The sequence below is a fragment of the uncultured Stenotrophomonas sp. genome (genome assembly GCF_945952405.1).
In the GTDB taxonomy this organism is placed as follows: Bacteria; Pseudomonadota; Gammaproteobacteria; order Xanthomonadales; family Xanthomonadaceae; genus Stenotrophomonas.
The window spans coordinates 191,715-202,141 of record NZ_CAMFIA010000001.1; the positions used below are offsets into that span (position 1 = coordinate 191,715).

Genomic DNA, 10,427 nt, shown 5'->3' on the forward strand with positions numbered 1-10,427 from the left:
ATCCCTTGACGCCCTATTGACACCCGCGATTGCACAGCTGTAGTTTCACCCAGCGCTCACGGCTCGGGGGGAACGACCGGGGTGCAGAAGGGAATGTCGAGCATAGGGGCTGGCGTACGTTCGTGCGCTGGAGATGCAATCAGTCACGTCAGGAATCGTGCCACTCATGGAAGGCAACGGTGTGCGTGTGGCGCGCCTGCGAGGGTATCTCGCAGCGGATTCAGGTAACTCGGAACTTGCGTGTGAACTGCTGGATCTGCTGCTGGCCGAAGGCGCGGTCGGCGAAGCTGATCGCGTGCTTTCAGAGCTGCCCGCCAGCACGCTCGGGCACCCGGCGGTAGCCTTCCGACAGGCACGCTGCGCACTGGCCAGTGGCCGTTACGCACAGGCTGCGCAGCAGTTGCAGGGCCTGATCGAAGCCGGGGCGGATGCGCCGGGTATCGCCCACGATCTCGCCTTCTGCCAGCTGTGCCTGCGCCAACCAGAGCGCGCCCAGGCGACCGTGTCGCAGGCGATCACCACGCATGGCGCGTCGGCATCGTTGCTGATTCTTGCGGCCCGGATCGCCCTGATGCAGGCCGACCATGACCAGGCATTGGCCCACGCTGACGGCGCCTTGATCCTTGATCCCGAGGACGCGCAGGCGTTGGGGGTGCGGGCACTGGCACTGTTCGATGGCAACCATCTGGAGCCGGCCGCAGTGGCTGCCGATGCAGGCCTTCGCCGCGATCCGGACCAGCATGAGTCGCTGCTGGTGGCGGCCACGCTTGCGTTGTGGCGCCGCGACGCGGCTGCTGCCGAGCGGATGTATGAGCGCGCACTGCAGCGCCACCCCAACTCCGGGCGTGCCCTGTCCGGTCAAGGCCAGTGCGCGATGATGGCAAACGACCTGCCGCGTGCCCGTAGCATCCTGGAGCATGCTGTGCAGACCATGCCGGGACATATCGGTACGTGGCACGCATTGGCCTGGACCCAGTTGCTGCAGGGCCAGCGTGAGGCCGCGCGAGGCAGCTACCAGCAGGCCTATGCGATCGACCGCAATTTTGGCGATACCCACGGTGGGCTGGCACTGGTCGCGGTGCTTGCGGGCGAGCACGACGAGGCGGAGCAGTCGATCCAGAAGGCATTGCGGCTTGCACCTGGCTCGATCACCGCGCGCTACGCGCGCAGCCTGCTGCTGGAGGCGCAGGGCGATGCCCAGGGCGCGCAGGCATTGCTGTCTGAGCTGCTCGAAGGCTCAGGCGTGACAACGCTGCCCGTCGCCGAGTTCTCGCGGCGCCTGCACCGCACACTCGTTCCCCACTGACCAGGGCGAAACATTCAGATGGATTCTGATTTCGCCATGCGCCTGCTGATCGACACCCTTATCGCCGCACTGAAAATGTCGGCGCCCGTGCTGCTGTCCACGCTGGTCATCGGCTTGTTGATCTCGATCGTGCAGGTGGTCACCCAGGTGCAGGAAATGACCCTCACCTTCGTCCCCAAGATCATCGTCGTCGGCGTGGTTTGCGTGGCCATGGGGGGCTGGATGCTGTCGATCGCGGTCGAACTTGCCAAGCGCATGTTCGAAGCGGCGGCGGGAATGTAGCCCATGGATGCCCTGCACCAGTTTGCCGGCAGCTTCCTGCTGGCAATGATCCGCTACCTGCCTGCCACAGCGATGACATCGTTGACGCCGCTGCGCTGGGCGCCGCCGATGGTGCGCATCGTGCTGGCAATGGTGCTGGCGTGGCTGACCGTGCAGGCGCAGCCGCTGCAGGCAACCCTGCCGCAGGGCGGAGCGTTCGGCTGGGTGGTGGCGGCGGTGGGTGAGCTGATGCTGGGCCTGGCGTTCGGCCTGGCGGTGATGTTGCCGCAGACCGCGTTGCACATGGGCGGCTGGCTGATCGACATCCAGGCCGGTGCCAGCGCAGCGGTGCTGTTCAATCCGGCCGCACAGGGCGAGACCCAGTCACTGCTGGGCACGTTGCTGATGCTGGTCGGTACGGTGCTGTTCTTCACTCTGGATCTGCACCTGGACCTGTACCGCATGCTGGTATCCAGTGCGCAGGTACTTCCGCTCGGGCAGGGCGGCCGCCTGCATGCCGACGGACTTTTCGGCATGCTGGGCAGCAGCTTCCTGCTGGGCCTGGTGATGGTGGCGCCGGTGGTGCTGGCATTGCTTGCCGTGGACATCGGTGCGGCGTATGCCACGCGCTCGATGCCGCAGGCCAACGTGTACTTTCTGGTGCTGCCGGTGAAGATGATCGTGGCGCTGCTGATGCTGATGGCAACGCTGCCGTTCGTGCCGGCGTTGTTCGAGCGCCTGTATCGCGATGCCTTCCAGCGCATCCCGTCGTTGCTGGGGGGCGCATGAGCCAGCCCGATCAGGACAAGACCGAGCAGCCGACCCCGCACCACCTTGAGCAGGCGCGACAGCGCGGCGAGGTCGCCAAGAGCGCGGACGTGTCGGGCAGCCTGGTGCTGGTCGTGTTCGCGGCGGCGCTGGCCATGACCGTGGGAGGCATCGCGATTGCGTTGGCCGACGCGACCCGGCGCCTGCTGGCCCTGGCAGGCAACGCGCCGGAGCTCAATGCGGCGTTTGTGCACTGGACCGTGCGTGCCTATGGCCCGGTCGGGCAGGCCGTGCTGCCGCTGGTGCTGGCGCTGCTGGTCACCGGCGTGCTTGGCAACCTGCTGCAGACCGGCCCGATGTTCACCACCCAGCCGTTGAAGCCCGACTTCAAGCGGATGAACCCAGCCAATGCGCTGCGCCGCATCTTTTCGATGCGGACCCTGTGGGAGCTTGGCAAGATGACCGCCAAGTTCCTGTTGCTGGGCGCCGTATGCGCGGTATTCGCCTGGAAGGCGCGGGGCCTGGCGGAAGCCGTGATCCAGGTGCTGCCGCAGCGCGTGGGCGCACTGTTCCGCGACATGTTCGTGCAGACATCGCTGTACGTGCTGCTGGTGTTGGGCCTGGTGGCGGTTGCCGACCTGCTGTTCACCCGGCGCGAGTACATGCGCAAGATGCGCATGAGCCGGCGCGAGGTGCGCGACGAAGTGCGCCGCCGCGACGGCGATCCCGCCATCAAGTCCAAGCGCCGCCAGCAATCGCGCGAGCTGCTGCGCAAGACCCGTGCACTGGCGCGCGTGCACGAGGCCGACGTGGTACTGACCAACCCGACCCATGTGGCGGTGGCACTCCGCTATCGCCCGGGCAAGATGCTGGGGCCGGTGGTCATTGCCAAGGGCGCTGGTTCGCTGGCGGCCATCATCCGCCGCCTGGCCGGCCGCCATCAGGTCCCGGTGATGCGCCTGCCCGTGTTGGCACGCGCACTCTACAAGGAGTGCGACATCGACCACACCGTGCCCGAGGCACTGTACGGCGAGCTGGCGCCGGTGTACCGGACGCTGTGGAAGCGAAAGGGAGCATCCGCATGAAGCTGCTGCTCAGCCAGATGTGGGGCGGCCGCCGTGACCTGGCGCTGGTGGCGCTGGTGATCGGTGTGCTGGTGGTGCTGTTCGTGCCGATTCCGCCGGTGCTGCTGGATTTCCTGCTGGTGGTGAACATCAGCATGGCCATGCTGATCCTGCTGGTGACGTTCTTCACCGACACGCCGCTGAAATTTTCCACGTTCCCGACCATCCTGCTGTTGTCCACGCTGTTCCGGTTGTCGCTGAACGTCTCGGCCACGCGCCTGATCCTGGAAGGTGGCGATGCGGGCCGGGTGATCAACGCGATCGGCGAGTTCGTGATTGGCGGCAATTACATCGTCGGCATCGTGGTGTTCCTGATCCTGGTGGTCGTGCAATACGTGGTGGTCACCTCCGGTGCGCAGCGCGTGGCGGAAGTCGCCGCCCGTTTTACCCTGGATTCGATGCCCGGCAAGCAGATGAGCATCGATGCCGACATGAACATGGGGCTGATCGATGAGCACGAGGCACGTCAGCGCCGCGCACAGATCGAGAAGGAAGCCAACTTCTACGGCGCGATGGACGGCGCCACCAAGTTCGTCAAGGGCGATGCGATCGCCGGCATCATCATCATCCTCACCAACATCATCGGCGGCCTTGCCATCGGCATCGCGCAGCTGGGCCTGCCCTGGGGCGAGGCGGTGCAGCACTTCACGTTGATGACCATCGGCGACGGTATCGTCACCCAGATTCCGTCGCTGGTCATCGCGGTGGCCACCGGCATCATCATCACCCGCGCTGCCGCCGACGCGCAGCTGGGCACCGAGATTCCCAGGCAGGTGATGGCCAACCCGAAGGCGCTGGCGATCGTGGCCGTCGTGCTGCTCCTGGTCTTGCTGCTGCCGGGCTTCCCCAAGCTGCCAGTGATTGCGGTCCTGCTGGTGCTGGGTGGCCTGGGCTGGGCGGCGATACGGGCGCGTGCAGGCGATGTCGCGGAGATGGCGCAGGAGCAGGTGGAAGCCACGGCAGCGGCCAAGGCCGGCGAAGACGGCAGCGACTGGATGCGCATCGAACCGATCGAGATCCGCCTCGGTGCCGAGCTCGCCGATGCTTTCCTGGGGGATGATGGCGACCTGGCCGATCGCATCGCGCATGTGCGTCGGCAGTTCGCGCAGGACATGGGCTTCTTGGTGCCGCGCGTGCAGACCAGCCGGCGATCGGAGCTGCGCGGCAACGCCTATGAGATCCACTTCCAGGGCACCCGGGCGGGGCAGGGTGAGCTGACGATCGATCGTGTGCTGGCCATCAACCCGGGCGGCAACCGTGCGCGCCTGGAGGGGGCGGAGACCCGGGATCCGGCGTATGGACTGCCCGCGCAGTGGATCAGCAAGGAGCAGCGTCAGCACGCGCGCAGCGTCGGCTATACCCTGGTGGATGCCGATACGGTGGTGATCACCCATCTGAGTGAGCTGATCAAGCGCCATTGCGCAGATCTGCTGACCCGCGCCGAGGCCGAACGCATGGTCAACCGCTTGCGCGAGCAGCAGGGCTCGCTGGTCGAGGAGCTGGTACCCGGCGTCCTGACCTATTCGGAGATCCAGAAGGTACTGCAGCACCTGCTGCGCGAGCAGGTCAGCATCCGCCATCTGGAAGCGATCCTGGAAGTGCTGGTTGATGCCGGCCGCACCACCAAGCAACCCGATGAGCTGGCCGAGCGGGTGCGTGAGCGGCTCGGTGCGGCGATCTGCCAGAGCCTGCGCGATGCGCAGGGCGATCTGCATGTGATGACCCTGTCGCCGGAACTCGAGCGCACCCTGCTGGCCAACCTGCGCCCGGTTGACGGTCGCGCCGGCTCGCTGTTCGGTGATATGGCGCAGCTGGACGGCTTCATGAAGAACCTGGCCAGCCAGGCCGAATCGATGATGGGCCGCAGCCTGGTGCCGGTGCTGTTGTGCCCCTCGCCGGCGCGACGCTCGCTACGGGCGTTGCTGGTGCGTTCGATGCCGTATCTGGCGGTGCTGGGCCTGAACGAAGTGCCGGCCACGCTGCCGGTCCGCTCCTTCGCCGCGATCCAGTCCCACTGAGGCCCGTATGACCGACACGCTTGAAGCGATCAGCCGCAGCCTTGCTGCCGAAGTCAGGACCCTGGCCACCATCAGCCAGAACGTGGCCAACGCGCATACACCCGGCTACCGCGCCTTGCGCACCGCTCCGGATTTCGCCGCCCAGGCCGGGCTGCGCACCGTGGCCGATCAGCGTGATGGTGGGCTTGCACAGACCGGCCGGGCGCTTGACCTTGCCTTGCGTGGCGAGGGCTTTTTCGTGGTGGAGCGCGAGGGGCGGGCCATGCTGGCGCGCTCGGGTGCCCTGCGCATCGGCGAGGCCGGGCAGCTGATGACAGCCAACGGGGAAGCCGTGGTCGGCAGCGCCGGACCGATCGTGATTCCGGGGGGGCAGGCCGCCAGCGTCCGCGTGGACGGTGACGGGCGCCTGTGGGTGGAAGAGCAGGAAGTGGACCAGCTGCGCCTGGTGGCGACAGCCGATCCGGCCGCGGTGTCGCCGCTGGGCGCAGGAACCTATGACTACAGCGGCGAACTGCATCCGTGGGAAGGCAAGGTGGTGCAGGGGGCTCTTGAGCGCGCCAACGTCGAGGCGGCCGACGAAATGCTGCGCCTGATGGAAACCACCCGCCACATCGATTCGGTTCGCCGCGCCATCAGCACCTACGACCAGATGCTGGATCGGGGCATCAACAACCTTGGCAACAACTGAGTACGGAGCGACCCAGATGATCGATGCCCTCTACATCGCCGCCAGCGGCTTGCGCAGCGAGCAGAAACAGATCGACGTGATCTCCAACAACGTCGCCAACATGCAGACTCCGGGCTTCAAGCGCAGCCGGGTCAACTTCGCCGACGTGGCCGGTGCCGCGATGCCACCGGCCCTCGATGCCACGTTGCCGGCAGCACCCGCGCAGGCGATGCCGGGTGGCACCCGGATCAGTGCCACCCTGGCCGAGTTCGAGACCGGCGATATCCGCGCGACCGGTAATCCGCTGGATCTGGCGATCAACGGCTCCGGGCTGTTCGAGCTGGAGCTTGACGACGGCAGCGTTGCCTACACCCGCGACGGCCAGTTCAGGCTTGACGCCGAAGGCAGCCTGCGCACCCTGCAGGGCGCCCGCCTGGCAAATGCCCCGCAGATCCCGCTCGATGCGACCAAGCTGGAGGTATCCAGCGCTGGCGAGGTCTCGGTGCTGATGCCGGGCGAGACCCAGCGCACCGTGCTGGGCGCGATTGAGGTGGCAGTATTCGGTGCCACCGATGCCCTGCAGTCGGTGGGCGACAACCGCTTTACCGCCACCGTTGCCGCCGGCTCGCCCAGCTACGCGGTACCCGGTGAGGCCGGCAGCGGCAAGCTGCAGCAGGGCTACGTGGAAATGGCCAACGTCCAGATGATCGAAGAGATGTCCAGCCTGGTGATGGCACAGCGCGCCTATCAGCTCAATGCGCGTGTGCTGCAGGCCGCAGATCAGGTCCTGGAAACCATCAACAACCTGCGCCGCTGATCATGCACTCCTTGATCCTGATGCTTGCCCTGGCGTCGCCGACCGCCGCCCACTCCACGCCTGCGCCATTGTCAGGCCAGTACCTGGCTGCCCGCGTGGTGGAGACAGTGCAGGCACGCCTGCAGGCACAGGGCAGTAGCGCGATCGTGTCGGTGCTGGGCCGCGTGGCGGACGTTACCGGTGTTGGTGCCGATCCCGAGGTCGAGGTGGGTACGGTTGCCGGGCGCTGGCCACGTGCGCGCGCCTCGGTCCCGGTGCGCCTTACCGATTCGAGGGGCACGCGCCGCCTTGTCACCGTATGGCTTGCAGCGAGCGACCTGCGCGAAGTGCTGGCCTACAGCAACGACTATCCGGCGATGGTTCCGGCGGAGAAGCTGCAGGCAACGCCCGTCCGCATCGATATGGCCTGTTGCGAAGGGCCCGCGATTGCCACGCTGGCCGATGTGCGGGGCAAGCGACTGCGGCGCGCGGTGCATGCCGGTCGTCCGGTGCTGGCCGAGGATCTTACGGCTGCACCCGAGGTTGCGGCACAGCAGCAGGTGACTCTGGCAGTGGAGCGGGGTGCCGTCCGCATCGTAGTGGCAGGAACGGCACTGGCCAGTGGACGGCTGGGTGAGCGCATCCAGGTGCGTCCGCAGGGATCGCAGCGGGCAGTGCAGGCACGGGTCAGCGCTCCGGCAGAGGTGGTGATCGATGAATAGACAGGCTGTTGCCGCCCTGCTGGGCGCTTTGCTGGCGACCCAGGCCGCACAGGCACAGAGCCTGGTTGAGCCCGAACGGTACCGCGCGCTGGCGGCAGACCATCGGGCCTATCGCCTGGGTGATGTCATTACCGTGTACGTTGCCGAAGCGACCCGGGCCAAATCGCAAGCGGCCACCGACGCGTCCAGCAGGCTTGAGCTCAGTGCGGGATTGCGTTCGCCCAGCACCGATTTCAACGCCGATGCCGGCGTGGGCGGCAGCAATTCCGGTGGCGCCCAAACCACGCGAGTGGGGGAGCTGCGGACCCAGGTTTCGGTGCAGGTGGTTGCGCTGGAGCCCGATGGCAGCCTGCGCATCGAGGGTATGCAGACATTGACCGTCAACGGCGAGAACCAGCGCATCCGGCTGAAAGGCCTGGTGCGCCCGCAGGACGTGTCAGCGCAGAACACGGTGTGGTCCAACCGCATCGCCAATGCCGAACTGGAACTGGATGGCGTGGGCATCGTCAGCGAATCCCAGCGCCAGAGTGCGATCTACCGACTCTTCAAGTGGCTGAGGTTGATGTGAGGATCACGATCGCAGCAGTACTGGTGGCCGCCTTGTGCCAGGCCGGGTGGGCCCACGCCGGCGCAGTGAAGGTGAAGGATATCGCCCGCGTGGCCGGCGTTCGCGAGAACCAGCTGACCGGCTACGGCCTGGTGTTTGGCCTGTCGGGATCCGGTGACTCCCAGCGCAACCGCGCCACCGTGCAGTCGGTGGCCAATACCCTGCGCAACTTCGGCGTCAACGTGGCCGAGGACGATATCGCCAGCCGCAATGTGGCTGCGGTGATCGTCACCGCCAAACTGCCGCCGTTTGCCGAACCTGGGCAGATGGTGGATGTGCAGGTCGCCTCGTCCGGCGATGCGCGCAGTTTGACCGGCGGCACGCTGATGCTGACGCCGTTGATGGCCGCCGATGGCCGACTGTATGCAATGGCGCAGGGAGCGATTTCGGTGGGCGGCTACCAGTTCCAGGGGGTTACCGCATCGCTGCAGAAGAACCACCCGACGGTGGGCTGGATTCCATCCGGAGCCAGCATCGAACGGGCATCGCCATTGCCGGTAGCCGGAGAAGGACGTGAGCTGAGCATCCTGCTCAACGAACCCGACTTCACCAACGCCAGCCGCATCGCCAGTGTGATCCGCAGTGCCGAACCGTCATCGACGGTACGTGCGGCGCATGCGGGCAAGGTCACGGTGTCATTTGCCTCGCCGCCGGCCGATCTGGTGGAGCGCATCGCGCATCTGGAGAACCTTTCCGTGGTCCAGGACAGGCCGGCGCGGGTGGTGGTCAACGAGCGCACCGGCACCGTTGTCGCCGGTGGCGACGTGCGCCTGGGCCAGGTTGGCATCTCGCATGCCGGCCTGCGCGTGGAGATCCGTACCGAGTACCAGGTGTCCCAGCCGGACGGCATCTACTACCGCCCTGGGCACAGCATTGCCACGGCGGTGGTGCCCAGCACCACGATCAAGGCCGAAGATCCTGAGGCACCGCTGGTACGCATCCCTGAAGGTGCCACCGTCGCCGACCTGATCTCGGCGCTGCGCGCGGTGCATCTGAGCACGCGCGACGTCATTGCCGTCCTTCAATCGATCAAGGCCGCCGGTTCGCTCGACGGCGAGCTTGTCATCCAGTAACTGCACTCAGGAGCGCTGATGATGTCCAGCAGTGAGACCACCATCGACGCGATCCGGCTGGCGCTGGGCATGTACCAGAGCCGGGCCGAGATCGCCAATTCCAACATCGCCAACGCTTCGATGCCCGGTGCATTGGCACTGCGCGCCGATTTCTCGCAGTACCAGCTGATGCTTGATGCAGCCGTGGAGGGCCGGAGTGATGGCCTGCGGCAGGCGATTGCGCAGGTGCGTGAGCCGGACATTCGTCCGCTGGAAACACCGTTGAACCTGGATGCGCAGGTTGGCGAGCTGGTGGGGGTGGGCGTGGGCTTCCAGTCGCTGACCGAAGCGCTGAACCGGCAGTTCGGCTTGATGCGCCTGGCTGTGGTCGGGAGGAACTGAGCATGCCGATCGATTCATTACTGGATGTGGCCCGCGACGGCCTGAACTACGAGCGGCTGCGCCTGGATGCCGCCAGCCGCAATATCGCGGCCGCCAACGTCGCGGTGCCTGCTGGCCAGGAGGTGACGCTGTGGCAGGTCGGCAATGGCAGCTCGTTCGGCCACTGGTTGGGGCAGGGCGGCACGCTGCAGCAGGCACCGGCGGCTACCCGGGTGGTCCATGACCCCGGTAATCCGTTGGCCGACAGCAACGGCCAGGTACGTTTTCCGCAGGTCGACCTGGTACAGGAAATGACCACGCTGATGACTGCCAGCCGAGGCTATGAGGCCAACGTACGTTCGTTCAACCTGCTGCGCAGCATGATGCTGCGCTCGCTTGAAATCGGGGCCAAGTGATGAGCATCGAGGCAATCGGCCCAATCGGGCTGGAACAGGGACAGAGTCTGGCCATATCGGCGCCGACCACACCTGCGGCGGACTTCTCCGGATGGCTTGCCAGTGGCGTTGGGCATGTCGAGCACAGCCTGGATGTAGCCGAGACCGGGGTCCGCGCACTCGCCGCCGGACGTGACGTGCCGGTGCACGAAGTGATGATCGCACTGGAACAGGCACGCCTGGATCTCAGCCTGGCCACCGAAGTGCGCAACCGCCTGGTAGAGGCCTACCAGGAACTGGCGCGGATCCAGCTGTAAGCCACTGCTCACT

13 protein-coding genes are annotated in these 10,427 nt (G+C 66.3%); all 13 read left to right on the top strand.

The window, feature by feature from the left end; translation table 11 throughout:
* Nucleotides 1–166 precede the first annotated feature (166 nt).
* Genes Q0P60_RS00890 through fliE form a run of 13 tightly spaced genes read left to right on the top strand, consistent with a single transcriptional unit; the run spans nucleotide 167 to nucleotide 10,414 of the window.
* The gene (locus Q0P60_RS00890; protein WP_294987318.1) at nucleotides 167–1,306 is read left to right on the top strand and encodes a tetratricopeptide repeat protein; all 1,140 of its coding nucleotides are present in this window, start codon (nucleotides 167–169) and stop codon (nucleotides 1,304–1,306) included.
* Between the two features lie 36 nt (nucleotides 1,307–1,342).
* Nucleotides 1,343–1,588 carry a flagellar biosynthetic protein FliQ gene (locus Q0P60_RS00895; RefSeq protein WP_223224811.1) on the top strand — a complete coding sequence of 82 codons (246 nt, stop codon included), beginning with the start codon at nucleotides 1,343–1,345 and terminating at the stop codon, nucleotides 1,586–1,588.
* 3 nt (nucleotides 1,589–1,591) lie between these two features.
* A complete protein-coding gene (locus tag Q0P60_RS00900; RefSeq protein WP_294987321.1) occupies nucleotides 1,592–2,356 on the top strand; it encodes a flagellar biosynthetic protein FliR in 765 nt (254 codons plus the stop codon).
* The gene (locus tag Q0P60_RS00905) at nucleotides 2,353–3,420 is read left to right on the top strand and encodes an EscU/YscU/HrcU family type III secretion system export apparatus switch protein (protein WP_294987323.1); all 1,068 of its coding nucleotides are present in this window, start codon (nucleotides 2,353–2,355) and stop codon (nucleotides 3,418–3,420) included. The genes Q0P60_RS00900 and Q0P60_RS00905 overlap by 4 nt, the downstream gene beginning before the upstream one ends.
* Nucleotides 3,417–5,477 (top strand): flagellar biosynthesis protein FlhA, encoded by a 2,061-nt coding sequence (flhA, locus tag Q0P60_RS00910; RefSeq protein WP_294987325.1) that lies wholly within the window; start codon nucleotides 3,417–3,419, stop codon nucleotides 5,475–5,477. Before Q0P60_RS00905 ends, flhA begins: the two co-directional genes overlap by 4 nt.
* Before the next feature lie 7 nt (nucleotides 5,478–5,484).
* Complete coding sequence (locus tag Q0P60_RS00915; RefSeq protein ID WP_117309226.1) at nucleotides 5,485–6,165, top strand: flagellar hook basal-body protein; 681 nt, start codon at nucleotides 5,485–5,487, stop codon at nucleotides 6,163–6,165.
* 16 nt (nucleotides 6,166–6,181) lie between these two features.
* Nucleotides 6,182–6,961 carry a flagellar hook-basal body complex protein gene (locus tag Q0P60_RS00920; RefSeq protein WP_294987329.1) on the top strand — a complete coding sequence of 260 codons (780 nt, stop codon included), beginning with the start codon at nucleotides 6,182–6,184 and terminating at the stop codon, nucleotides 6,959–6,961.
* Nucleotides 6,962–6,963: 2 nt separating this feature from the next.
* Nucleotides 6,964–7,662 (top strand): flagellar basal body P-ring formation chaperone FlgA, encoded by a 699-nt coding sequence (gene flgA, locus Q0P60_RS00925; RefSeq protein ID WP_294987331.1) that lies wholly within the window; start codon nucleotides 6,964–6,966, stop codon nucleotides 7,660–7,662.
* Entirely contained in the window at nucleotides 7,655–8,230 is a 576-nt protein-coding gene (locus Q0P60_RS00930) for a flagellar basal body L-ring protein FlgH (protein WP_294987333.1), read from the top strand. The genes flgA and Q0P60_RS00930 overlap by 8 nt, the downstream gene beginning before the upstream one ends.
* Complete coding sequence (locus Q0P60_RS00935) at nucleotides 8,227–9,342, top strand: flagellar basal body P-ring protein FlgI (protein WP_294987335.1); 1,116 nt, start codon at nucleotides 8,227–8,229, stop codon at nucleotides 9,340–9,342. The genes Q0P60_RS00930 and Q0P60_RS00935 overlap by 4 nt, the downstream gene beginning before the upstream one ends.
* A gap of 18 nt (nucleotides 9,343–9,360) precedes the next feature.
* Nucleotides 9,361–9,723, top strand: coding sequence for a hypothetical protein (locus Q0P60_RS00940; RefSeq protein WP_294987337.1), 363 nt, complete (start codon nucleotides 9,361–9,363; stop codon nucleotides 9,721–9,723).
* 2 nt (nucleotides 9,724–9,725) lie between these two features.
* Nucleotides 9,726–10,118, top strand: a complete 393-nt coding sequence (locus Q0P60_RS00945) for a flagellar basal body rod C-terminal domain-containing protein (protein WP_294987339.1) — start codon at nucleotides 9,726–9,728, stop codon at nucleotides 10,116–10,118.
* Entirely contained in the window at nucleotides 10,118–10,414 is a 297-nt protein-coding gene (gene fliE / locus Q0P60_RS00950) for a flagellar hook-basal body complex protein FliE (protein WP_294987341.1), read from the top strand. Before Q0P60_RS00945 ends, fliE begins: the two co-directional genes overlap by 1 nt.
* The last annotated feature ends 13 nt before the right edge of the window (nucleotides 10,415–10,427 follow it).

Excerpts from the sequence above, each read along its gene's own strand:
- Q0P60_RS00890 (WP_294987318.1), top strand. The coding sequence starts at position 167 with ATGGAAGGCAACGGTGTGCGTGTGGCGCGCCTGCGAGGGTATCTCGCA.
- Q0P60_RS00895 (WP_223224811.1), top strand. The coding sequence starts at position 1,343 with ATGCGCCTGCTGATCGACACCCTTATCGCCGCACTGAAAATGTCGGCG.
- Q0P60_RS00900 (WP_294987321.1), top strand. The coding sequence starts at position 1,592 with ATGGATGCCCTGCACCAGTTTGCCGGCAGCTTCCTGCTGGCAATGATC.
- Q0P60_RS00905 (WP_294987323.1), top strand. The coding sequence starts at position 2,353 with ATGAGCCAGCCCGATCAGGACAAGACCGAGCAGCCGACCCCGCACCAC.
- flhA (WP_294987325.1), top strand. The coding sequence starts at position 3,417 with ATGAAGCTGCTGCTCAGCCAGATGTGGGGCGGCCGCCGTGACCTGGCG.
- Q0P60_RS00915 (WP_117309226.1), top strand. The coding sequence starts at position 5,485 with ATGACCGACACGCTTGAAGCGATCAGCCGCAGCCTTGCTGCCGAAGTC.
- Q0P60_RS00920 (WP_294987329.1), top strand. The coding sequence starts at position 6,182 with ATGATCGATGCCCTCTACATCGCCGCCAGCGGCTTGCGCAGCGAGCAG.
- flgA (WP_294987331.1), top strand. The coding sequence starts at position 6,964 with ATGCACTCCTTGATCCTGATGCTTGCCCTGGCGTCGCCGACCGCCGCC.
- Q0P60_RS00930 (WP_294987333.1), top strand. The coding sequence starts at position 7,655 with ATGAATAGACAGGCTGTTGCCGCCCTGCTGGGCGCTTTGCTGGCGACC.
- Q0P60_RS00940 (WP_294987337.1), top strand. The coding sequence starts at position 9,361 with ATGATGTCCAGCAGTGAGACCACCATCGACGCGATCCGGCTGGCGCTG.
- Q0P60_RS00945 (WP_294987339.1), top strand. The coding sequence starts at position 9,726 with ATGCCGATCGATTCATTACTGGATGTGGCCCGCGACGGCCTGAACTAC.
- fliE (WP_294987341.1), top strand. The coding sequence starts at position 10,118 with ATGAGCATCGAGGCAATCGGCCCAATCGGGCTGGAACAGGGACAGAGT.